The sequence below is a fragment of the Pseudoalteromonas sp. CF6-2 genome, from assembly GCF_021729425.1.
Taxonomy (GTDB): Bacteria; Pseudomonadota; Gammaproteobacteria; order Enterobacterales; family Alteromonadaceae; genus Pseudoalteromonas; species Pseudoalteromonas arabiensis.
Window position 1 is genome coordinate 784,931 of record NZ_CP091443.1, and the last position, 25,129, is coordinate 810,059.

At 42.5% G+C, this 25,129-nt stretch carries 17 protein-coding genes; 6 read left to right on the forward strand and 11 right to left on the reverse strand.

The genetic code is table 11. From position 1 onward, the window contains the following. Positions 1-63: 63 nt before the first annotated feature. Together L3Q70_RS20170 and L3Q70_RS20175 are read right to left on the reverse strand one after the other, a co-directional pair. Positions 64-732 carry a response regulator transcription factor gene (locus tag L3Q70_RS20170; RefSeq protein ID WP_237115465.1) on the reverse strand — a complete coding sequence of 223 codons (669 nt, stop codon included), beginning with the start codon at positions 730-732 and terminating at the stop codon, positions 64-66. Further along, positions 725-2,026 carry a DUF4118 domain-containing protein gene (locus L3Q70_RS20175; RefSeq protein WP_237115466.1) on the reverse strand — a complete coding sequence of 434 codons (1,302 nt, stop codon included), beginning with the start codon at positions 2,024-2,026 and terminating at the stop codon, positions 725-727. Before L3Q70_RS20175 ends, L3Q70_RS20170 begins: the two co-directional genes overlap by 8 nt. Positions 2,027-2,206: 180 nt before the next feature. Between L3Q70_RS20175 and L3Q70_RS20180 the strand changes: the two genes are divergently transcribed. Together L3Q70_RS20180 and L3Q70_RS20185 are read left to right on the forward strand one after the other, a co-directional pair. Then, the gene (locus L3Q70_RS20180) at positions 2,207-2,866 is read left to right on the forward strand and encodes a TrkA family potassium uptake protein (protein ID WP_054553462.1); all 660 of its coding nucleotides are present in this window, start codon (positions 2,207-2,209) and stop codon (positions 2,864-2,866) included. Then, positions 2,863-4,230: a TrkH family potassium uptake protein gene (locus L3Q70_RS20185; RefSeq protein WP_062567740.1), complete on the forward strand. Its 1,368-nt coding sequence runs from the start codon at positions 2,863-2,865 to the stop codon at positions 4,228-4,230. The genes L3Q70_RS20180 and L3Q70_RS20185 overlap by 4 nt, the downstream gene beginning before the upstream one ends. 51 nt (positions 4,231-4,281) lie before the next feature. On the opposite strand, the gene L3Q70_RS20190 is transcribed toward L3Q70_RS20185, so the two are convergent. Continuing rightward, on the reverse strand, positions 4,282-6,216 hold the full coding sequence (locus L3Q70_RS20190; RefSeq protein ID WP_237115467.1) for a RecQ family ATP-dependent DNA helicase: 1,935 nt from the start codon (positions 6,214-6,216) through the stop codon (positions 4,282-4,284). Between the two features lie 259 nt (positions 6,217-6,475). Between L3Q70_RS20190 and L3Q70_RS20195 the strand changes: the two genes are divergently transcribed. From L3Q70_RS20195 to L3Q70_RS20205, 3 genes are all read left to right on the forward strand, one after another. After that, complete coding sequence (locus tag L3Q70_RS20195) at positions 6,476-7,780, forward strand: NAD(P)/FAD-dependent oxidoreductase (protein WP_237115468.1); 1,305 nt, start codon at positions 6,476-6,478, stop codon at positions 7,778-7,780. A gap of 88 nt (positions 7,781-7,868) precedes the next feature. Beyond that, positions 7,869-8,435, forward strand: a complete 567-nt coding sequence (locus L3Q70_RS20200) for a manganese efflux pump MntP family protein (RefSeq protein WP_237115469.1) — start codon at positions 7,869-7,871, stop codon at positions 8,433-8,435. Between the two features lie 172 nt (positions 8,436-8,607). Further along, a complete protein-coding gene (locus tag L3Q70_RS20205) occupies positions 8,608-10,113 on the forward strand; it encodes a DUF2235 domain-containing protein (protein WP_237115470.1) in 1,506 nt (501 codons plus the stop codon). Here L3Q70_RS20205 and L3Q70_RS20210 read toward each other — a convergent pair. From L3Q70_RS20210 to L3Q70_RS20230, 5 genes are all read right to left on the reverse strand, one after another. Continuing rightward, complete coding sequence (locus L3Q70_RS20210; RefSeq protein ID WP_237115471.1) at positions 10,097-10,864, reverse strand: transporter substrate-binding domain-containing protein; 768 nt, start codon at positions 10,862-10,864, stop codon at positions 10,097-10,099. The two genes, L3Q70_RS20205 and L3Q70_RS20210, sit on opposite strands and share 17 nt — an antisense overlap. Before the next feature lie 161 nt (positions 10,865-11,025). Further along, a complete protein-coding gene (locus L3Q70_RS20215) occupies positions 11,026-13,656 on the reverse strand; it encodes a glycosyl hydrolase family 18 protein (protein ID WP_062567744.1) in 2,631 nt (876 codons plus the stop codon). 64 nt (positions 13,657-13,720) lie between these two features. Further along, positions 13,721-15,319: a lytic polysaccharide monooxygenase gene (locus L3Q70_RS20220; RefSeq protein WP_237115472.1), complete on the reverse strand. Its 1,599-nt coding sequence runs from the start codon at positions 15,317-15,319 to the stop codon at positions 13,721-13,723. A 54-nt stretch (positions 15,320-15,373) separates the two neighbouring features. Further along, positions 15,374-18,541: a glycosyl hydrolase family 18 protein gene (locus L3Q70_RS20225; protein WP_237115473.1), complete on the reverse strand. Its 3,168-nt coding sequence runs from the start codon at positions 18,539-18,541 to the stop codon at positions 15,374-15,376. A 485-nt stretch (positions 18,542-19,026) separates the two neighbouring features. Then, positions 19,027-19,215, reverse strand: coding sequence for a ribosome alternative rescue factor ArfA (locus L3Q70_RS20230; protein ID WP_062567747.1), 189 nt, complete (start codon positions 19,213-19,215; stop codon positions 19,027-19,029). Between the two features lie 225 nt (positions 19,216-19,440). Here L3Q70_RS20230 and L3Q70_RS20235 point away from each other — a divergent pair, with 225 nt between their 5' ends. After that, positions 19,441-21,309, forward strand: coding sequence for a cation:proton antiporter (locus L3Q70_RS20235; RefSeq protein WP_237115474.1), 1,869 nt, complete (start codon positions 19,441-19,443; stop codon positions 21,307-21,309). 25 nt (positions 21,310-21,334) lie between these two features. Here L3Q70_RS20235 and L3Q70_RS20240 read toward each other — a convergent pair whose 3' ends face one another. The 3 genes from L3Q70_RS20240 to L3Q70_RS20250 all read right to left on the reverse strand — a co-directional run bounded on the left by L3Q70_RS20240 (position 21,335) and on the right by L3Q70_RS20250 (position 25,011). After that, a complete protein-coding gene (locus L3Q70_RS20240; protein ID WP_062567749.1) occupies positions 21,335-21,808 on the reverse strand; it encodes an RES family NAD+ phosphorylase in 474 nt (157 codons plus the stop codon). Continuing rightward, complete coding sequence (locus L3Q70_RS20245) at positions 21,808-22,242, reverse strand: antitoxin Xre/MbcA/ParS toxin-binding domain-containing protein (protein WP_062567750.1); 435 nt, start codon at positions 22,240-22,242, stop codon at positions 21,808-21,810. Before L3Q70_RS20245 ends, L3Q70_RS20240 begins: the two co-directional genes overlap by 1 nt. A 228-nt stretch (positions 22,243-22,470) precedes the next feature. Further along, entirely contained in the window at positions 22,471-25,011 is a 2,541-nt protein-coding gene (locus L3Q70_RS20250; RefSeq protein WP_237115475.1) for a TonB-dependent receptor, read from the reverse strand. Positions 25,012-25,129 lie beyond the last annotated feature (118 nt).

A 25,129-nucleotide genomic window follows, 5' to 3' on the forward strand; every position in this document is an offset into this window, starting at 1 on the left:
ATTTACTAAAACAGTACCTAAGGTCTGTGACAAACACAACTTAAAGCGTTGTTAAGCGATAATTTATTCAACCAACCGATAACCCACCGCGGGCTCAGTTAAGATATGCTTCGGGCTCGCTGCATTTTGTTCGAGCTTTTGCCGTAATTGACCAATGTGTACACGTACATATTCAGGGCGATTAATATACTGCTCACCCCACACCTCAGATAAAATAGCGTTATGTGTTAGCACCTTGTCTTTTTGCTGAAATAACAACAGCAATATAGCGTACTCTTTTTTAGTTAGTTTAACTTCTTCAGCGCCTTTACGGACCACGTGCTTATGTGGGTCGATGTGAATATCGCCGCATTGCAGAGTTAGGCTTGGTGTTGTTTGTGCGCGCAATAGCACCCGAATACGCGCTAATAATTCGTTTGCACTGAATGGTTTGGTCAGATAATCGTTAGCGCCATTATCAAGCGCGGTGACTTTTTCTGTTTCGCCATCGCGTGCAGAAAGTACTAATACAGGGAGCAGACTCCACTGCCTAAACTCCACCAGCCAATCTTGCCCATCCATATCAAGTAAACCTAAATCAAGTAGCACTAAATCAAACTGTTGTTGGCTTAAAAGTGCAAATGCATCAAGCCCTTTAGCGCACACACTGACTTCATGATTGCTGGCTTTTAGCAGTGTTTTTAAAAAACTTTGCAGAGGCGCAGAGTCCTCTAAAACCAAAATATTAGCCACGGCTGTTACTCCAAGTTAATATAGCTGTCGCCTGCTTTGTTTGCTCATTGAGAGTTAATTCAAAGCGCCCTTGATGACACTTAGCAACCACATCACAGATCACACTCCCTAAACCGACTCCTTCATATTGACTCGCCTCATGCTTATTAGCAAAAGGATTGGTTAACACAATTCGGTACTCACTATCTGTTTCAATAAATTGCATGCTTGCTGTGCCATTACCATAGCGCGCTGCGTTCTCGAGCATATTGGCAAAGGCAATTTCAAGTAAGGTTTCATCACCAAAGCAGAGACTCTTTGGCTGAGCCTCAATCTTCAATTTAAAGCATTGTAATTGCTGCTGGCGACGTGATTTTGCTTCGCTAACAAGAGTCAAAATAGGCAGCTTTTGCCAGTTGATATTCTCAGCTAATTTATTAACTTTACTGAGCTCCATGACTTTATCAAAGTGCTGATTAAGAATTTTACTTTGCTCATAAATATTAGCTGCTTGCTCTTTGATAACCTCTGAGCTTAGTTGAATATCATCATCAGCCAACATGCTCGATGCGCCCATTATAGTTGCTAATGGCGTACGCAAGTCATGGGATAAACTACGCAATAAGGTGTTTTTTGACCTTTCTAGCTCCGCCTGTACTTTGATCGCCGCGGATTGCTCACGCAATAAGGTTTTTTCTTGAACCTGATATAGTAAAGAGCATGCTGTATTCGCCAAAGCAAGTTGCTCAGCATTAAGCGCTTTAGCAAATGCAATACCGCCAAATTCAACTTGTTGTTCGTTTAAATAAATAAACTGCCCAGAGCCTGTTAGCTGCCAGTCACACGCAACCTTTAAGTGCGCAGCCATGGTCGTTAAAAACAGCTGCTTTTGCTCCTCAAGGCTATCGAGATCATTGAGCTTTTTAGCTAGTTCATACAACAAACGACTATTACTTGCATGGGCTTGCACATCGCGAACCTTAGTATTGAGCTCACCGGCTAGGTGGCTTATTACTAAACCCACAATCAGCATCACCAAAAAGGTAACCACATATTCAATATTTTCGATATGAAAAGTAAAATACGGCACCACATAAAACCAGTCAGTGCAGGCAACACTCACTAAGGTGGTAAGCGCAGCCACACGACGATTACTTCGCACCGCAACCCAAGTCACCCAAAGCAGCTGTAACATCACAATATCAGTGGTTGTAAACAGTTCTCGAAACGGAAAAATCGTGAGTACCACCACAAGTGGCATCAACACACTTAAAAATGCGGCTTTTAAATACTGTATTTTGAATACTGACTGCATGATCTTTTCACTTATTGTTTGTCCCTATTAGATTAAAGGGTTTTCAATTTTGTCACTATAAAGTTTTTATAAAGTTTTTTTATCTCGGCATAAAATCTTTATAAAGCTTCTGCCATTTCTAAAGACTTCTTCTTTTTTGCCATTAGCATTAAGTGTGAACCCACAATAGCGAGAAAAACAATGGCTCAGTTTGCAGTAATCGGATTAGGACGTTTTGGCGTAACCGCCTGTTTAGAACTTTCAAAACAAGGGCACACGGTATGTGCCGCAGATATTAGTGAAAGCACAGTTAACCACTATGCCGACCAGCTCAGTTTTACTGTGGTGGTTGATGCCAGCGATGAAACACAATTAGCGCGGCTCGATTTACCCAGTTGCCAAGCGGTATTAGTCGCCATAGGCGAGAATATTGAAGCCAGTATTTTATGTGTATTGCACTTAAAAAACTTAGGCGTAAAACAAATTTGGGTAAAAGCCTGTACCAAAAGCCATCATCAAATTCTGAGTAAACTGGGTGTTGACCGCATCATTCACCCTGAAGAGGAAATGGGCGTAAGAGTTGCACAAGCGCTTAACTACCCAATGGTTAATCAATATTTCCCGCTTAACCAGTCCACCTTTATTGTTGAGCTGGGCATAGATCTACAACTTTCAGGTCGCAAAATTGGCTGGCTACTCAAAGAGCGTAATAGCGATATTAAACCGCTCACACTGCGCCGTGATGATTATTTCAATACTGAGCTGACTAATGACACCGAGCTGCGCCACGGCGATAGTCTGGTGCTACTTGGCTCTAAAACTTATTTAACTAAACTAGCAAAACGGTTTCGTGCATTATGATTAACTGGCAAGCCAACGTTTATCCTAAACAATTTAGCGGTGTAAAGTGTCGCAAGCGGCAAAAAATTAACCCGCCATTAGTGCTCACTATCGGCTTTATTGTACTAATCATGCTGGGTACGAGTTTACTCATGCTCCCTGTCGCCAGCACCCAACCGATTAGCTGGCTTGACGCACTATTTACAGCAACCTCTGCGGTTACAGTTACAGGGCTGGTGGTAATAGATACGGGTACTGCACTGACAGTATTTGGACAAAGCATAGTGATGCTGCTGATTCAAATTGGCGGTATTGGCTTTATGACAGTGGCAGTGATTTCAATATTAAGTTTAGGAAAAACCCTCGGTTTACAACAGCGCTTATTGGCCAGTCGCGCTTTTGACACTAACGATTTAACCTCGGTGATCAAGGTCGCTAAATACGTTTTAGTCTATTCATTAATTATTGAATCCGTGGCGTTTTTCTTATTATTTATCAGTTGGTTTGATGATTATGGCTTAGTAAAAAGTGCTTACCACAGTTTGTTTTATACGATTTCTGCGTTTAATAATGCTGGCTTTGCCTTAAGTGGCGATAGCTTATCTGCGTTCAAAGGGGATGTGACCGTAAACTTAGTAATCACAGGCTTATTTATTATCGGTGGTTTAGGGTTTACAGTACTAATTGATATTTACAAACAAAAACGTTGGTCATCACTATCAACCAATACACGCCTAGTATTAATTGCGACTTTAGTGATCAATAGTACCGCATTTTTACTCATCTTTTTATTTGAACACGCAAACCCCGCGACATTAGCGCCGCTATCAACGTTAGAGCAAATACTGACCGCATGGTTTCAAGCAGTGACACCTCGTACCGCAGGGTTTAATACTTTACCGATTGATGCCTTAAGCCAAGATTCTACGCTACTAACCATGCTGCTTATGGTGATTGGCGGTGGCTCAGTTAGTACGGCTAGTGGTATAAAACTAGGAACCTTTGTGATCTTAATTTTAGCGATGCGCAGTTATTTAAAACAGCAAACAACAGTCACGGTTTTTAACCGCCAGTTGAGCGACAAACTCGTGATCAAGGCATTAAGTGTCATGATACTGTACTTATTTATCGCCTTTATTAGTATTATGGTTATTACCAAGCTTGAACAAGGCTCGTTACTGGATATCACCTTTGAGGCGATTTCAGCACTCAGTACTGTTGGCCTTTCGCGGGGTATTACGGGTGATTTAAGCGCACCTAGTCAGCTCATTATCATACTGCTGATGTTGATAGGTCGAGTTGGCCCACTCACGTTTGCATATTGTTTTGCAAGACAAAGTAGCCAACCTTTGACCTACCCTACTACCAGTATTCAAATTGGCTAAGTTTACAGTTATGACACTTTTTAGTGTCATAACTGAATACCTAAAACCCTGCTACAACTGCTGTAGCAAGGCTTTAATGTCACTGTATCGTTGCTGTTCGCAAAGGCCAAAGCCTGATAGCTGCCTAACTTTATTACGAGTAAATAAAGGTACACTCATGCCCGCTAAAAAGCGGCACTGTGTGTCAACGCTGACATCACTAAACCCTTTATTTGCTAGGTGCTGTTTAAGCTCAGCAACTTTACTGGCAATCACATTTTGCTCAGGCATTTGATGCACTAATGAATAACTAAGTTTTACCTGCTGGCCTCTACACACTGAGCAATGGCCACATTGCTGGGGTGCATGTTGGTCATCAAAATAGCGGGCTAAGTTGTAACTTAAGCAGCTATCTAACTCAAAAAAGCGCACTAAAGTGGCGATACGCTTAATTTCGGCCTGTTCTTTTTCGATAAAGTATTGATGAAGTTGCTGTGCTAAATCAGCATGGTTAATAACCGCATTATTCACTTCATACACTTGCGTAATACGTTTAGTTTCAAGAGCGATATGACCCTTTTCGGCCAAATAATCAAGCGCAGCAACCACACGTTTTCTGTCAACTTGAGTGGCACGGGTTAGCGCATCAAAATTTAATGTGCCCCAAATTTTCTTAAACTCAGTGTGTTTAAATACCTGTTGTAAAAACGCTTGGCGATCAGCATCAAACTGGCTAAGCAGCGCATTTTGATCCGTTAAAAACTTATATTTAAAGTCAGCGTAATAGGCATATAAAGGTGTAATAGCCCCTTGCATTTCTAACTGCACCAGTAAGGTTTTTAACGCTAAAGCACGAATATTACTGTCGCTCGAAAGGCTGTACTCTTGCATTTCCCACTGGTTATTAGTTTGCTCGTTACGAATGTTATTAATGACATACTCAATCCCACTTTGCTCTGGCGTGTCGGCATAAACAAAGTTTTCAACGGTATTTAAGCCATCTAAGTTTGCTAGGGTAAAACAGTTTGATGGCGCACCATCTCGCCCTGCGCGGCCAATCTCTTGGCTATAATTCTCAATCGATTTTGGCAAATCATAGTGGATCACAAAACGAATATCAGACTTATCAACACCCATCCCAAAAGCAATGGTTGCCACGACAACATTGATTTTACCCGCCATAAAATCATCTTGAATTTGCCAGCGTTTATCATCCTCAAGGCCTGCATGATAAGCCACCGCATTAAATCCGGCTCCCCTCAAGCCTTCGGCTACTTGCTCGGCGGTATGCTGTAAGGTGACATAAACAATCCCAGCCCCTTGTTGGCTGGCTATAATACTTGCTAATTGCTGAGGCTTTTCTTGGCTTGCGACACTAAGCACTGATAAATCGAGATTACTTCGGTAAAAGCCAGTTTGCACTACACATTCAAGGGCAATGGCAAAGCGCTCACACATATCGCGCTTTACTTTTTTGGTAGCGGTAGCGGTGAGTAACAATACCAGCGGAATATTAAGATCTTCACGATAGCGCGGCAGCTTTAAGTAGTCTGGCCTAAAGTTGTGGCCCCATTCAGATATACAGTGCGCTTCATCAACCACCAGCATTGAAATAGGCACTTGTTTAATAAATTCACGAAAGCGCTCATTCTTAAAGCGCTCCACTGAGACCATTAAAATTTTCACCTTCCCTGCGCGCACATCACTCATTACCGTATGGCTTTGCTCAGAGGTTTGGCTTGAATCTAGGCTTGCCGCATAGATGCCTTTACTGTTTAAAAAGCTAATTTGATCTTTCATCAGTGCCAATAATGGCGACACTACTAAGGTCAAATTAGGTAAATGCATCGCTGTTAATTGATAACACAACGACTTTCCCGAGCCAGTTGGGAAGATAGCCAACGATGATTGCTGGTTTAATAACTGCTCAATGGTTTGTTGCTGACCTAAGCGAAATTCATTAAAGCCAAAGTACTGATTTAGCGATGCATGTAGTGACGTAGTCATCCTGATCCCTTCGTTCATTTCCTTTATTCTGAAATGATAGGTGTTTAAAAAACTGATGCACCATACTATCGCGTTTCCTGTTATCGCCCAAGCACCTAAATAGGATAAAAAGCGCCACATTGTTCTTAACTTTTGCTGACAAAACAAGCAAAAAGGCGCACAATAGAGCCGTTGCCGTGGGGTATTGATGGATGGATTTGCAATACCTAAGCGCTTTTTCTAAAGAGTGTTTAGGTATTATACTTTTGAGGGCAACGTAATGATTAACCAACCTCCTAAAATCGTGATTATCGGTGGTGGCGCTGGTGGCTTAGAGCTAGCAACACAATTAGGACACAAACTCGGAAAAAAACGCCAAGCAGAGATACTTTTAATCGATAAAAACCGCAGCCATATTTGGAAGCCGTTACTTCATGAAGTAGCGACGGGGTCGATTGATGCCGATTTAGACGGCGTTGTATACTCAGCTCATGGAGCAAAACACCATTATAATTTTCAACTCGGCAGCTTTTGCCACTTAGATCAAAGCAATAAAACCATTACCCTAAGCGAGTTAAAAGACGAGCTTGGCCATCGCATTTTACCTGAGCGCCAAGTCAGCTATGACTACCTCGTACTTGCCATAGGCAGTGTCAGCAACGACTTTAATACCCCAGGGGTCAACAAGCACTGTTTTTACCTTGACTCAAACCAACAAGCTGAACGCTTTCAGCACGCTCTACTCGATAACTTCACCCGTTTACATCAAGATGACGACCAACAGCATTCGTTAACTATTGCCATAGTGGGTGGTGGTGCAACGGGGGTTGAACTGTCGGCAGAGCTTTATCATGTGTCAGACATGCTAAAAATGTATGGCCTTAATAAAATGACCGCCAAACGCTTACACATTGATTTAATTGAAGCGGGGCCGCGAATTTTGCCCGCTTTACCCGAGCGCATTGCAAACTCGGCTAAACGCGAGCTGGTTAAATTAGGGGTGACAGTACGCGAAGGTACCCAAGTAAAAGAGGCCACAGAGAACAGCTTTATCACCAAACACGATGAACATATCAACGCCGATATTATGGTTTGGGCCGCGGGTGTAAAAGCCCCTGATTTCATTAAAGACATTGGTATTTTTGAACTCACTCGCAATAACCAAATTAAGGTGAACCAATATCTACAAAGTAGTGTTAACGACAACATTTTTGTGATTGGTGATTGCTGTGCATTTACCCAAGAAGATGGCACACAAGTGCCACCAAGAGCACAATCAGCTCATCAAATGGCACAATGTGTTGAAAAAAACCTCATTGCCACACTTAAAAACCAGCCACTGAGTGCCTTTACCTACAGTGACCATGGTTCTTTAGTCAACTTGTCACGCTACAGCACGGTCGGTAGCTTAATGGGTAACTTAACCAGTAATAGCTTTTTCATTGAAGGAAAAATTGCGCGCTTTATGTATATTTCGCTCTACCGTATGCATCAACGTGCGATTCACGGCAGCGCTAAAACCTTTGCATTGTGGATCAGTGAAAAAGTGCTGCGGGTGGTAAGGCCTAAGATGAAGCTTCACTAAACCAAATAGGCACTATTGAGCCGTAAAATTAACCTATCGGTTTACGGCTCATAAGCGTATAATGCGCTCTTTTTGTGGGGCGCAAAAATTGAATATTATTACTCTGAGCGTTTTATCGCTTGCAATGTCTACCGATGCTTTTGCGGCTTCTATCACCAAAGGCAGTACACTTAAAAACCCGCGTATTCTCAGTGCAATCAAGCTTGGTTTATTGTTTGGCTGTATTGAAGCTATAGCGCCGATTATTGGTTGGCTTATCGGTAGTGCCGGTGCTGACTACGTGGAAGCGTTTGATCATTGGATTGCGTTTGTACTACTCGTTGGTCTTGGCGTTCACATGTTGCTTGAAAGCCGTAAAGAGGATGACGAAGAGGAACTAGCCCCCAATACCAAGCGCTCTTTTATTGCGACATTACTAACGGCTGTTGGTACCAGCATAGACGCGATGACAGTTGGTATTAGCCTTGCTTTCATGAAAGTAAACATTTACTTAGCGGCAGCAATGATAGGTCTTGCGACGACCATCATGGTGACAATTGGCTCACTACTTGGCAATGTAATGAGTGGCTGGGTTGGCAAAAAAGCCGAAGCCATTGGCGGTATAGCACTTATCTTAATTGGTTGTGGCATCCTTTACAGTCATACTCACGCTTAATTAAATCGCTCTTCAAAATAAGCTTTGGGCATAAGTTTTAAATCCTCTTGCCCAAGCTCATTAAAGCACACCAAAAACTAAAACCAATAAAAAATAACCATCGCGCATAATTTGTCTTCAAATTTTAACAAATGCCTTGTATGTTATGACAAACCACTAAAGGAATGACGCTATGACCCCCAAAACGCTGATTTTCAACTTTGATGGCACTGGCAGCGAACCTCGTGATGCAGAGCAATTTAGTGCAGCGCATTTTAAAGAAGATGCCAGTATCTCTAACATACTTAAACTTCACTTATTATTTGGCGGCGCACTAAATAATGAGCCAGAAACCCCATTTCCTGATCAAATTAGTTTTTATTATCAAGGTATAGGCACCCAAGGCAGTCGTTTTAAACGCCTTTTCAATCAAGCTTTAGCCCCTAGAGGGGATGATGTTGCCAGTATTTTAAATCGCGCCATTAATGACTTTAAAAGCTATTACACTGTTGGCGATAAAGTACTACTCACTGGGTTTAGTCGTGGCGCAGCGTTAGCACGGCGTTTTGCTAAATGCCTTGAACCACTTATTAGTGATGATGTTTACTTGTGTGTATTTGATACTGTGGCATCGATAGGGTTTTCTAAAGTCACAAAAGAAACCCGTGGTGCTGAGCATGTGATTTTTGAAAACTATACTTTAGCAACAAATATTAAAGCCGCCCTTCACTGTGTTGCACTTGATGAAAAACGCAGAGCTTTTGAACCAACGCTTATTAATAAAGCGCCCCATGTTGAAGAAATTTGGTTCGCTGGTGCCCATTCCGATGTAGGCGGTGGTTACTATCGTGATGGTTTAGCCGACATTTGCCTACGATATGCGATTGAGTGGCTAATTGAACAAACAGTTGCGCTAAACCTTTTAACCAGCGCAGACATCAACTACAACACGTTACTTCCACAAGCGCATCGAAACTTAATTGCACAAGACGATGTCACCGTTACGCCCGACCCACTAGCACTCAGTCATCAACAAAACTATTTTTGGTTCAATCCGTTATTCAAACTCGTTGATCGTGAATGCTGTGTACTTATTGAAAACGAACAAAGCGACCATCCGCCAACTATTCACCATACTGTCGCACATAGAATCAACCGCTTAACAAGCTATCGTCCTGAGTCACTTAAAAGCCTAACCTATAACGTACTTTATAACGATGGCAACCTGCTAAAATTTAAGGGGTTATGCCAACATATTGCGCTTGATAAGCAAAATATGACTGTGCTTAGTATTGGCCAAAGCAAGGATGTTTTAGTGTATGGTTCTGAAAAATACAATCACACGGGTGTTATGTTAGAGCAAGGTGGCACCTATCGTTTTACGCCTTACCCTGATCAAATTTGGTATGACGACGGTATTAGTTGCGGCCCAGGCGGCTGGCATCGCGATAATATACAGCTGGGCGTGAAAGAAATTCCAATGGCATTACTCGAGCCATTTAGACGTTTAGCGCACGCACAATGGTTTGCACTCATTGGCGCGATTGATAACAACGATGATCACCTTTTCGAAATCGCAGAAGGTGCCGATATCCGTATAGCAAAATCAGGTGAATTTTGCCCATTTGCAAACGACCTTGATCGCTTTTATGGGGCAAATGCAGGGCGCATAAAGCTGCGTGTTACTCGTCTTGGCTAAAGCTTCTAACATGCTCAGCTATCAAACCTTTGATGCTTTGTTGGTGTGTGATGATGGTATTGTTTATTCTAGTACGCTCAGGCTCTGTTAAGGTTGTTTTACTAAGCATAAACGACACCCAATTATCGTTAATAATATAATCATGAAGCGCAATTCCTTTTAACTTAAGCGACCCTATGAGATAAAGACCGGCAAGCTCATCATCTATAAAAAAATCGACTCTATTAGCTTGTAGCATTCCTAAACGTTGTTGCAATTTAGGCACCGCCATAATTTGATTTTTAAACATTTTTATTCGGCTAAGCGCTGTAAACTCTTCACCGTAGTAGCTACCACTGTTGATTAAAATAACCTGACCTTTAAGTAATAATCCTTTTAGACTAAGTGCCGCATATTCTTTTTTGGGATACCAAAATAACCGCATCACCTCTTTTCTATAAGGCTCTGAAAAGTAGCTAAAACGAGCACGTTCCTCACTAAAACTTGCGGCGGGAAGTAGGTCTACTTTACCTGACCGCAGTTCAGCAAAGCCACGCTTTGAAGACGGGAGTGAAACAAATTGTGTGCAAAACCCAGATTTACTTAATACAAACTCAGTGATCTGGATATCAATACCAGAAAACGTTTTATCACGAATAAGTACATAAGGTGCCCATTGCTGAGATATTCCAACCTTTAACGTGCGTTCACAACCAAACGCTTTTGTAAAAAGCAAAATCGAACAAAGCAGAATACACACTTTTAACTTCATCAATATACTTATCAGCGGCTATAGTTAATCATTATCAAAGTATGGTTGATAGTAAGTAAAAGGCCAAAATAAACGTCAAAGCATGAAAAAAGCAGCCTTACGGCTGCTTTAGAGGGAAATCACATTATCATGAAACGCATTCCAATGTGGCTAAAAAACACTTAAAGTGCTTTCCATACATCAGCGCTGCCTGGCTCATCTCCTTGAGTCCACCACTTCGCTTCGTATTGAGTACCTTGGTGAGTCACTTGGTCGCCGCTGTTGTAAGTACCTGCTGCTTGCCAAATAACACCACCATTTGCATCTGTAGGCTGTGAACTTGCTTCCCATACGCCACCTAGATCTGGACGATCACCTTGTGTCCACCATTTAGCAGTATATAAAACACCGTTGTACATCACAGTATCACCACCCACATAAATGGCAGTTTCATCCCATGTTGTATTACCAGGAGGGTTAGTCGTACCTGAGTCTGTCACTGTCACGTTGAAGCTGACTGATGTAGCTGCTTGACCATCGCTTACCTCAACCGATACAGGGTAGGTTGTATCCGCAGTAACACTGGCCGCTTGCAAACTCACATTTGCACCGGAACCCACTAACGTCAGGCCGGCAGGTACAGTCCAATTATAAGTAAGGGCATCATTATCTGCATCTGTTGCAGAAACTGAGACGGCTACGCTTGCCTCTTCGGCAACTGTTTTGTCAGTAATAGCTGCAACAACAGGCGCTGAGTTCCCACCAGTACCAGGCGCAACGACATTGACTGTCACGTTACGGCTTACACTTGCTTTGCCATCAGTGACTGTTACTGTTGCAATGTATCGCGTGTCAACAGTGACCGATGGTGCTGTAATAGCAAGTGTATTTGTATTTGCTCCTGATACAGTAAGTGCATTATCGGCAGTCCAGCTAAAGCTTAGAGGGTCGTTATCAGCATCTGTTGCTGATGCACTGATTGAGACAGTTTCACCCGCATTCACTGTCACCGAGCCTGACACAGAGACAACGGGTGCTTTGTTAGTCGGCTCAGTAACGGTGCCACCTAAACCTTCATGCATTGCATTAAGAATATCACCGTTATCCGCATCGATTTCCCATGCAAATAAACCACCTAGGTTATGTTGGTTAACATAGTTACCTTTTGCGATAACTGACGCAGGGCTATCATATGTGATGAGTTTACCGGTAGAACGATTCCAAACATACGCGCCTTTTGCTTGTTCATCATAACCAACTTCAAAGCCGTTTATACCCGTACCCGATGCACCAATCATGTGTGCTTTAATGCCTTTATAATCGATTACACCATCTTCCCACACACCTTGTGCGTTACTGCCTTTTAATGGACCCGATCCTGTTGCTGTCATTGGATTACCATCAATGGTTGTGCCCGCAGGGTAAACACCTTCCCAACCACGGCCATACATTGCTGTACCAACAACAATTTTCTTCGATGGAACATTTTGCGCAAGCAGTAATTGAATTGCGTTATCGGTTGTGTAAGCAGGGCCTTTATAAGGAACACCACCAGCATCTACACCCGTACCATCACACTGACCAGGGCGGAAATGCGTACCACAATAAAGTGCTGTTTGGTGACCTGTTACACCACTCCACGCGCCATAGAAGTCATACGTCATGGCAAAGATGTAATCCATGTACTGGCTCGCGGCTTGATAATCAACATCTTCAATTTTATCGTAGCCAGCACCAATTGCAGAAGTAAGCTCATATTGACGGCCAGTTTCAGCTTCTAGCTCATCAAGCATGATGCGAAGCTCTTGCATCAATGCAACATATGCAGGACCATCAGCGACAGGGTCACCTAGATTAGGGTTTGCGCCGTCACCACCTGGGAATTCCCAGTCGATATCAACACCATCGTAGAATTTCCACGTTTTTAAGAACTCTTTCATCGAGGCGACGAAGGTGTCACGATTTGCCTTGTTAGTGAAATACGCGAATGGGTCTGATAACGTCCAGCCACCCACTGATGGTAAGATTTTTAAATCAGGGTAACGCTGTTTTAGTGCCATTAGCTGTGAATATGTACCACGGATTGGATCATTAGCATCAACACCCGGTAGTGCTTTTTGAACAGCTGCCCATGGATCATGAATAACCACTTCAAAATCCTGCGAACCAGCACAAGCGGTATTTAACGCATTTTTAGGCCCACCGGTCAGTGAATCATTCGGACCACAAATTGGAATAAAGCCATATAAAATGTGCGTTAAGTTTTGGGCAGGAATATTCGTTACATCGAAATCACGACCGTAAATGCCCCACTCAACAAAGTAAGCACCAGTGACTAACCCTTGCTTTGTACCAATATTTTTATTGTTTGGATCATAATCCATAGGCAATGGCGCTAAATGTGCACCGTCGGTATCAGCAATAACAATTGGTTTGCCTTCACTGCGCGCGCAAGTCGTGCCGCCTTCACAAAGCTCGACATACATAGTATGGCGACCTGCTTTATTATAAGGAAAACTAATTACACCACTTTTAGTACCCGCTGCAAGCGTACCTTCGTTTACAAGCATATTGTCAAAATACACTTTATAACTGTCGCCACCATCACCACTCCATGCATTCCACTGTACATTAATGGTCACTTGTTCAACACGATTGACAAGGCTTTTATATGAGCCTGTCCCTTCTAAGTTCACCTCAACAAATGAGTATTCTTGTGGCTCCCAATTAAGAACAGGGGTTGAAGGAGCAGCACTTGCTGCACTTGCGAATAATGCAACACCAATGGCTGCGCTTAGTTGTTTTATATTCATGATTCTCTCTTTATCTATTTTTATTAAGCTTTACGCTGTATTGAAAAGTTTGAACTACAAAACTTTAGATTTCTGTCCATACTTGGCTTTCACTCGGTACATCACCTTGAGTCCACCATTGTGCGCGATAGCGCTTTCCTTGATAGATTACTTCAGCACTGCCCTGATAGGCTTTGCCACTCGTCCATTGTTCAGATGCTGTACCCGCTTCAAGCTGCCATGCATCACTGCTGTCAGGCTGTGCACCTTGGTTCCACCATTTGGCACTGTATATGCCACCGCCAAAACTGACTTGATCGCCCGTGTTATATTGGCGCATGCTGTCCCACGCAGGTACGCTTGGTTCGGTAGGTGTTGTATTGGTATCTAGCACATTCACAACAAAACGTGTTTGAGTGGTTAATTCACCGTCTGATACCGACGCTGTCACTGTGTAGCTAGTATCGGCATTAACCTCTGGCGCGACGATGGTGATATCAGCTCCAGTACCTGTAAAACTCAGCGGTGCAGGTACATTCCAGCTATACGTTAATGTGCTTTGTTGATCATCAAAGGCATGCAAATGCACTTTCGTACTGCTATTTTCATTAACTTGTAAATCATCGGGTTGATGAACAATGGGGGCTGTGTTTTCAGGTGCAGCTTGTACACTTAATGCAAAGCTGTAGCTTGCATTAGTTGCAAACACCTGATTTGTTAGTACATCGTTGGCATTAAAGGCAATACTGCCATCACTACTTTGAACACCCACTTGCAATAGGTGACTGTAATTAAGGTTGAGTAACTCAGCAAAGGCTTGCTGCCAATTCGCTTGATTGTCGCTGGTTATTTGCATTTGTTGAGTCACTAACTCTTGCCCTGCTTCATCAAACAAACGCGCAGAAACATTGCCACCGACAACAGCATCTTGCCCTTGGCGAACAAAGTAACTGAGTGCAGACCAGTTTGTTGAATCTGTTGGCCCAGCGTCAGTAACAATAGTAATATCGCTACAGTTATAAAAACCTTCACCACCGGCATCCTCACGCTGCCAACGTGTATACAAGATTGCATCACCGCTGCGACCAGCAGGAATTGAGACACTCATTTCGTAATAACGATCATTGTTTGCATCAATAACAAAATCGAGGTTGCCGTATTCAGCAACTAGCTCTAAGTCATTCCAAGTTAAAACTTGCGTTGCCCCATCAAAGCCTGGCTTTGTTAAGTAAAACTCCCAGAAGCTAGGGTTATGTGGTGTACTTGCTAAAAAGCGAACTAAAATATCGCCATTCGCATTCGGAATAACATCACTGCGTTGCCAATGCGGCGAAGGCAAATCCATACCTCGTTTTGCACTATCTCCTGCGGCACATAATGCCCCATCGGGCACACTTTGTTTTACCGCGGCAATGTTGGTGTAATCAGCGGTATTCGCCGAAAACTCAATATCTTGTACAAACTGTACATGCCCTGATTCAACAAATGCTGCTCGACAAGCTAGATTTGGAATACCACTGCCATCATCAGGCCACCAATAACCGCCATCAGCATTACAAATCGCCTGACGTGCTTTAGGACTTTCTAAAAATCCGTGGGCATTTACATGGCTTGATGCAAAGCCAAGCAACATGGTGCTTGCCAGTGCCGATAAAGACAATGCCTTCGATTTAATAATTTTCATTGTTGTGTTCTCGCTGTAGAAACGCGGAGCAATCTCCTTGCTCCGCTTATTGAGTTAAAGTGTGCAACTCACTGTCCAGTCAGCTGTTGTGCCTGGCTCTGCGCTTGTCCACCACTTTGCTTCGTAAACCACATTGTTGTGATTCATAAGATCGCCGCCTAGAGCATGAGTTGGGTTACCTGCCCAATCCGTTTGCGGCCAGTTTGGATACACAGGGATACTTGTTACATCAACACCTTCACATGTCGCACCATTTCCATTTGTGTTACCGCCTGTGTCAGTGCCTGAATTTGGCGTGCCAGGAACGGCATCTGGTAGCATTGGATACTCATATTTGAACGCGTATGTTTTACCGCCCTTTTCAATCGTGAAGTTACTTGGGCCAGTAATTGGCATGTAATACATCACTTGGGCATTTACGGTTTGGCCTGTATTGAAGGCTTTTTCGATACCGCCCCACTCATTTGTAAGCGTGATAGAAAAACGATGGAACTCATTTTCATAGCCACCAATGTTATTACCAGCCGCATTCGAGCCATTCACATCCACAGCCATACCCAGTTTTTCTTGAGCATTCCAATTTGATTTGAAAATAGCTGATGTTGATACAGGTACATCAAAACTGATTTTCGCACCGCTTAAATCAATATTTGAATTGTTTGTGAATGAGAATGTAGGCGAAATTGGGTAGTTATCATCACCAATTGGGAAGTCTTTCACTGTAAAGCTGACATCAACCGCTTCACTCGGAACAGTGAAATTAACGTTACCTTGATGCGTGTCATACGCAACACCACTTTGATTAAACTTATTGTAAGCAAGTGTCGTTAGGCTTGAACCCATGAAGTACTCACCTTTTGCTGAGTCATAATCAAAGTCACCAGCAAGCTCCCAGAACATGATGCCACCAAGGCCGTTGTTGATAACGTAATCAACTTTGGTTGCCATTGATTGCTCATCTTCAATTGATAAGAATACTTTTTTATCTGCATTCCATAACCATGGAGCCACAGCCACATTGTCGTAATGACGTGTATAAGTGCCTGTTAATACATCATTTGGATCTGTACTTGGTGTTAAACCATAGATTTCAAGATAAGACGGGTTGATACCGTTTTCTAAATTTTTAGCATGCCACAGTGGGTTTGAGCCAGCAGGCATTTCTTCACCAGCGTCATTTTTATCATGCCACAGGTTATCGATACCTAATGCACCGTTACCACATTTGTTCTTCTCACCAACACCGGTTCCTTTAGCACATTTAGATTGGTCAGGTAGTGCAGCTTGTCCCCATAATCCATTTGTACCGCCAGATACATCTTTGAAACCACGGGTATAATACGGAATACCAATGTTGATACGACCCGCAGATACTGCACCGCGGAAATAACGCACAGCCCAATCTGTATTTAAGTAACCAATACCTTCAAATTCTGCCGTTGTATACACACCCCATTGCGCAAGCTCTGAATCAAGGCCTGTATCAAACAATGCAGCATTGTGACCCACGTGTGAGTTCCATGCACCGTGTAAGTCGTAAGACATAATGTTCACATAATCTAGGTACTTAACACTTTGGAAAGTTTCCATACCACGTAACAAGTAGCCTGAAGATGGAGAAGCAATTGTTAGTAAGTAATGCTTACCCGCTTTTTGACCAGCAATATCAAGCTCTTCACGAAGTTTTTCCATAAGAACACGGTACGATGCATTTAGACCCGCACGGCGTGCATTCGAAATTGGGAAATCATCCGGATGACCCGAGTCATTCATTGATGAAGGGTATTCATAATCAATATCAACACCATCAAATCCATATTTTTCGATGAACTCAACGGCACTTTTCGCGAAAGCGTTAATACCAGCTTGGTTTATTGAACCATCAGCATTCGTTGTCATGGTGTAAAAACCACCACTATTAACACGTGTACCATCAGCACCAAAGTAACCACCAGTTTCGGCCCAACCACCAACAGAAATCAGTGTTTTTACATCTGGGTGTTGTTTTTTAAACTTGTTGAGAAGATTGAAGTGACCTGAGTAACTAAAGCTTGGATCCATCTCTGCACCCGACACACCAGGCCAAGTCATATTAGTGGCAGGGTTACCAGGTGCATTAGGGTCGCCAATTGATACCTTATTGTTAGCATCAACATGAGCAAATGCATAGTTGATGTGCGTGATCTTATCCCATGGAATATCGTTCACTAAGTAACTAGGTTGACCATTTGCACCATTCCGCCAGCTTGTGAAGTAGCCAATAACACGGCGTGGGTGATCTGCGCCCATTTTTTCACGACCATTTGCATCATACACAGTACAATACGGCGTATTTACGCCTGGAGTTTGATATAAGCCTTGTGGTTTACAATCTGCACCAGGTGGGGTTGCTTCAACAACATTAACAACTTTAGTTGCTGTGCCAGTCGCACCTTCGTTATCTGTCACCGTTAACATGAAAGTAACTTGACCTAAAGCGGTAGCCTGCCATGTATAGCTTGAAGATGTAGTATTAGCTTGGTGAACAGCGGTGCCATTTTCAGACAAACTAAGTCCTGTTACTTGACCATCACTGTCGGAGCCAGATAGTGCAAACACAAGCTCTGAGCCAACGGTAATTTCATTGGGTACAGCACTAAATTCAATGCTGGCTGTGGGTGCTTGATTTGTTGGGTCCACAACACCCGACACACTCACCGTGTTAGCGACAGCAGTCGATGCTAAACCTAAATCGTCCGTTGCAACGGCACTTATAACATGGCTGCCAGCAACCGCTTGCCAGTTAGTTGAATACGGTGGTGCACTCACAACGGCAACCGAAACATTATCAACAAAAAACTCAACACTGGCGACACTGCCATCAACATCGCTCGCCTGCGCATCAATGACAACGCTGTCACCGCTATTAAATAAAGAACCATCAGCAGGTGTTAAGCTAGTGACTAGAGGAGCTTGGTTATCAGTGACAACGCTGTCACAAGCTCCCAAAAAACGCCACTCTTGATCCGTGCCAGAATTCTCCACGGGGTTTGACTGTGTCCACCACTTGGCTTCATAGGCATTATTATTAGCCTGAACTTGGCTACCGCCAACGTGCGTTTGTCCTTGTTGCCATACTTCTAGATTACTGCAATCAACTGCAGCTTGTGCTGTAAAGCCATATAATCCAAGTGACATTGCACTTAGCTTAAAGGCATTTTTTATAAATTGATGTGAGCTCATTCGCTCCCTCCGCCCAAGGTTGTTATAACATTTATTTTACATTTCCAACTTAAAAGTAACACAAAAAATAAATGGGTCAACCTTAAAATTACCGATAAAAGGTAAAAATCAAATCCTTTTGGGCGTAAAATGCTTAGTTACAAACCAAAAAGAATGAATCCATTTACTCTTAATGAAACCGAGAGAGGATTCTACAACTAAAAAGTGAACACAAAGTTAACAACCAATTAACCTTGCTAACGATGATTAACACAGGGTTTTTGAATTAAATGGAGAGAGAAACGGGCTAAAACGGCAAATAAAATACGTTTCTTATTTGGGTATATAACTAATAATCTAGTTTTTAGAAAAAAATGTATAAAAAATTGTGTGTTTTTTGTTCTCCACTATTCACTTTTCAGTTTAAGAAGCAAATTCAAGGCATAAAAAAAGCAAACTTGTCAGTTTGCTTTTCTGTAAAAATCCTATTTGATCACAACTAAAATCTAAGCAGCGATTAAATAGGACTCTCGCCCTGCATGTTTTGCCTTACGTTGGTAAGCGCCTTTACCTTTTTTAGCTTTTTCTACCTTTGATTTAAATAATTTTGAAGTGACCAATGCCGCATAGACATTGTCATTAATAACACCGCGACCAGTATCAACTTGGCTTTGGTTATGTTTCTTTTTGCTCATTTATTGCTCCTATTTAAAGTGCCGCGATTATATACACGGTTTAATGCTACGCAAGTGGTTTTTAAAAAATTTTCTGTTTTATTCACTGCTTTAACGAACTTGAGGATGATTTTTTATTTTTCAACCCATTTAGTGTTTTCTTGCTTTTCCTATTGGCAATACTTTTTAAAACAACCATAGTTACTAAATGTGCTAATACATTGTTTATCATAAAAAAGGTCTAAAATGGCAGATATCCTCCTAATCGCCTTCATTTTTCTAATAGCAGGTATTGTTGCAGTACCCATTGCCACTAAGTTAGGTTTAGGTTCAGTGCTTGGCTATCTCCTTGCAGGTATCGCTATTAGCCCGCTGCTCAATGCGCTGAATGTCGATGTCATTGCAATTCAACACTTTGCTGAGTTTGGAGTTGTGATGATGTTATTTATCGTCGGCCTTGAATTAGAACCCAAAATATTATGGTCAATGCGTAAGCAACTAATAGGTCTTGGTGGTGGGCAAGTTATTATAACCAGTGCGGCTTTAGCTACAGTCGCTATTTTGCTCGGACACACTTGGCAAACGGCTGTCACAATTGGCTTAATCTTATCTTTATCGTCCACCGCCATTGTATTACAGACCCTCTCAGAGCGAGGACTATTAAAGTCAGATGGTGGGCAAGCTTCATTTAGCGTATTACTCACACAAGATATTGCTGTGATCCCTATGCTGGCTTTTATTCCTTTACTGGCTTTACCCGAGCTATCTCAAGGTATAAGTAGTGCGGCTCAAAATTCTCACAGTGGACTTAGCCTTGTTGCAGATCTTGAAAGTTGGCAGGCAGCATTTGTAACGCTAGGGATGATTGCCTTGGTCATTTTTGGTGGAAATTATCTAACAGCGCCTCTTTTTCGCTTTGTCGCGCTGGCTAGACTTCGGGAATTATTCACCGCTACGGCGTTACTTTTTGTAATCGGCATCGCGTTAATGATGTCTTTAGTCGGGTTATCTGCTGCATTAGGCACATTTTTAGCGGGTGTTGTGCTTGCCAACTCTCCTTATAAACATGAGCTTGAGAGTAATATTGAGCCATTTAAAGGCTTATTATTAGGACTGTTTTTTATCACCGTTGGTGCTGGAATAAACTTTCAGCTACTCACTGATAATTTCATGGTGACGGTGTTGTTAACATTCGCCCTTGTTATCACAAAAACGCTCGTGCTGTTTTTACTCGGCCGATTATTTGGCTTAAAAGGCGCAGCATCTTGGCTACTAGCTCTTGGACTTGCGCAAGCGGGGGAATTTGGCTTTGTCCTTTTAGCCTATAGTGTGGCAAATAATGTGCTCGATTCGAGCGTTGCTGATCAGCTACTTTTAACTGTCACACTATCAATGCTGATTTCGCCTGCTTTGTTCATTATTTATCAACGTGTTATTGCACCAAGGTATATTACAGAGCAAGGCAGTAGAGAAGAAAGTTTCCCTGACGATAGCCATGTGATCATTGCAGGATCAGGCCGCATGGGTGGCCTTGTCGATCGTATTTTACAAGCTGGTGGCTATAAAACGACCGTGATTGACTATAATTATAAGCAGCTTGATGCACTCGAGCGGGTTGGAATTCGTAATTTTTTTGGTGATGCAACGCGTCCTGATTTACTTAATGCGGCTGGAATTGAAAATGCAAATTTGCTCATCGTTGCCTTAGATGATGCCGAACAAATAACTAAACTGGTACGTTATGCTATGCATAACTACCCACATTTACATGTTGTTGCGCGCGCAGTAGACCGCCATCATGTTTACGATTTATGGGCCTATGGTTGTCGGGATATCATTCGCGAAACGTTTGACAGCACGATGAGAATGGGGCGTTCAGCTTTTGAAGCTCTCGGTATTGAGCGAGGAAAAGCCCAAGAAATGGTCGATATATTCACTGAGTTTGATAAGGAAATGCTACGTCAAGCCGCTGATGCCTACGAAATTGGCGTTCCGTTTGAGAAAAATCAAGCCTACATTGATTGTATAAATAAGCTATTTGATGAAAAAGAGCCGCAAATTAAGCAACAAATGCGTGAGATTTGCGAGCGTGTTGCCACATCAGAAAATAAATAGATCACATCAACTACTTTGAGTAACCTCAAAGTTTAGCGGCTAGCCGATTAGGGTAAAGAAAATTCTGACAATCGATGCTTTGAATACGACTGATATCTTTATGTAGTGGGTTTATTAAAAAGTTATATTCGTCTGGACATAAACTGGAGGGAACTTGAAGCACTGCTGCCTCCATCGAAGTAAGCCAATTAGAGCCTAAGGCCTGAGTATCAGTAATATAAGGGTGATCATCCCATGCTTTTGGCAGCTCGGAAGCAACTAACCTAATAACTTTTAGGTCGTCAGGTATTTGAATCGTTGTGATACTCAGGTTTTTACTTAAAATATCCGTTGTGTCATTCACTAAACGTTCAAGCATTGCCAGTGATCGTGAGCTGGCGGTATACACAATTGGCTTACCAACAAAATGCCACCGTCCCTGCGCATACAAGCCACCTAATCCAGATAGCGCGTTCGTTAGGTCGTTATGTACTTTAGGTGCGATCCGATAACAAATCATTAAGCAGTAAACCCATACTCAAGCCCTAAAATAACACGCTTAATCAGCGCTCGACCGCGAATGGTATGAATCACCGATTTCGGCTCTTGATTAGCAAACTGAATGTTAGGAGTACTAAGCCATTCATTCCAACGTTTAACATCACCAAAGTAAGCTATACCTTGTGAAGAAATACGTGCAACCTCTAAGGCGTTTTCACTTAGCTTAGCATTAAGACGTTTTCTGTCTTTGCTATAACGCTCAAGAGTACGCGTCGTTGTGCCTATTGACGTCGCTAGAATATTAGCATCCCAATTTAGCTCTTTACCAAGAGATTTAATAGCACTGACTGTCACCCCCTGCGTGGCAACATTGATTTCATCTATTGTATTAGAGTGAACGGTCACTCTGCCATCGGTAACAACACCTAGGTAATCTGTTTCAATCACATTCATATTTCACCTCGCCGAAAATCGACATCTGTCATTCATTATAGTGACACCTGTCGCTTTTTACAATTATCATTGTGCAACCATTCTTATATTACTTTGGCTAATAATGCATCGTGCGACTTTTAGTTTTGGTGGGGGTTTATCACAGAGCTTTTAGATCTGTTTAGTTTTAGGAATGAAAATAGCGCCAAGTGGCGCTATTTTAAGTTTTAAAATTGCAGCTTGATTGCGTTAAAAGCTAAAGCTTAGTTTTGCGTAATAAGTCATGCCATCAAAACCATAAGGTAAAGCACGAACAGGATACTTAAAAGCTTTATTAGTAATAAAATCAAGCACCTCATCTTCACCTAACTCATCAGGTGTTACATCAAAAATATTATCAATACCTGCCGATAGCATCAGTTCATCGGTCAATTGATAGCCAACATTAACATCAACTAATACAGCTGATTCAACAGTGCTGGTATCTTTGAACTCGCCTGTTGGCGATAGCTCATCTGGAAGGCCGATGTGATCATTACCAAAGTATTTAACATCCGTTTCGCCGTAATAGTTGAAACGCACCATGCTATTGAAATCACCGCGATCATACTCAAAGGTCAGTGTTGCGCGCTCACCCGGTTGTCCATCAGTTAAAAAGCTACGCTGTAAGTCATCAAGAGCAACTGAATCAGGGATCCCTTCTGGCGCATTAACATCATCAATTTCTGTGTCATTTAAATTACCTGCAAAAGTCGCAGAGAAGTTACCTTCGTACAAATCAGTGCGGTAAGAGGCAATGATATCCACCCCTTTAGTTGTTGAATCAACAGAGTTTGAGAAGTAGTTAGCTTGCTGGGCACCTGTGGCATTTAACGCCGCAACGGCCTCTGGACTAAACGCCACATCATTTGCCGACATCAAGCTGCCTAGTGTAATACGGTCTTTAATTTCAACATGATAAAAATCAACGGTTAACGATAATTCACTACTTACGTTATATACAAAGCCCGCACTTAAGTTTTCAGAGCTTTCAAGACCTAAATTATCCACGCCAAGTGCTGAAGGGAAATCAGACCCCGCCGTTGCAGTGAACGATTGTAACAACACACCACCTGCACCTAGGTTAGTGGTATAGGCGGTGTATGCACTTTGTTGTAATGATGGTGCTCTAAACCCAGATGAAATCGCACCACGAACTGCAAAATCGTCTGTTATTTCATATCGTGTTGCCAGCTTACCAATGATGTCATCACCAGCATCAGAGAAGTCTTCATAACGAAGTGCGGTACTGATTTGCCACGCATCGGTAATTAAGGTTTCAGCATTTACATAAAAAGCGTAGCTGTGGCGGCTTTCTTTGTTTGACGCTTCTGGACGTAATCCGTTATAAGCTTGAAAACCACACTCAGCAAATACCCCCTCATCATTGACCGCAGGGTATGAGGTATCGGTATTCGCTAAGCCACATGCGTATGAGGCCTCTTCACCTGGCACTATTTGATAATTCTCTTTTCGGTATTCAGCACCTACCGATACATAAACAGGTTCGCTACGACCAACATCTAAAATACCATTTAGATCGGCATTAACGGTGGTTTGATCAAACCTAAAACCACCAGAATAACCGCCCGTTGGGCCCGCATTTGCGGCAATATCTGCATCACTCGCATCAGGGTTATTCGCTACAAACTCAGCAGCATAAGAAGCATTTATGGTATTTTTTGACGTAAAATCATAGCTATTTTCACCATACACAGCAGATAGGTCATAGCTCCAATCTGTATTCAGGTCACCACGAAGTCCTAAGGCTACCGAGATATCTTCAGCTTCATTATCAATACGTGGTAAAAAGCCATCACTGTATACTTGCACTACATTTTTGGCTGCTTCATTGTAATTACGGTAAAAACCATTGCCTAATGCAGTTCTATTTGAATAACCGCCGAATGAATACAGCTCAATATCCCCTAGTGGCAAAGCCATATTATAGAATAACGATGTAAATTCGCTGTCAGCATTACCTTGTCCCCAACGAACATCATCTGATAGCGCCCCTGCTGGCTCGCCTAAAGCTCCGCCGGTATCTCGTTGTGCTCGGTTAGTACCGTCAGCGTCCCGATATTCGGCTGAAAAATTAATAAAACCACCTTCGTCGCCTAAATCAAAACCACGATTTAAACCAATCGATATTGTATCGCCGTCGCCTTCGCCTGTACTCCCTGCTTGCACATACCCTGTAGTTATCCCCGTCGAATCATTTAGCGATAAGTTGATAACCCCCGCGATAGCATCTGATCCATACTGCGCAGCAGCACCATCTCGAAGTACTTCAACCCCTTTTAGGGCAGTCAGCGGAATCGCATTCATATCAGTACCAGCAGCACCCGCACCGACTGTTCCATTTAAACCAAAAATAGACTGATTATGACGGCGTTTGCCGTTTATAAGCACAAGCGTTTGATCTGGTTGCAAACCACGCAACGTAGCCGGTCTAAATAAGTCTGATCCGTCAGACACCTGAGTACGAGAAAAGTTAAAGGATGGTGCGGTTGCTTGTAAGCTTTGGCCAAGCTCAGTGAAGCCCCCTTTGTTTAATGTATCAGCATCAATTAAATCAATCGGAGATGAAGACTCTGTAGCAGTCCGATTAGCCACTCGCGAACCAAGCACTGATATTTGCTCTATATTTTTATCGGCTTTTGTACCTTGTGCTTCTTGAGCCTGCGTAGAATTCGCCGTCAGCGCTAAACTCACCGCTACGGCAAGTAAGTTAAAAGAATGTGTTGTCATATGTGTCCTGTTGATAGTTTTAGGCTAACTTTCGTTAAAGTGAGACGCCCCTTAGAAAAACGAAAGTAACCACTAAGCACGTATAGTCGATTTTAAAATCACTGTGTTGAAAGCTAAC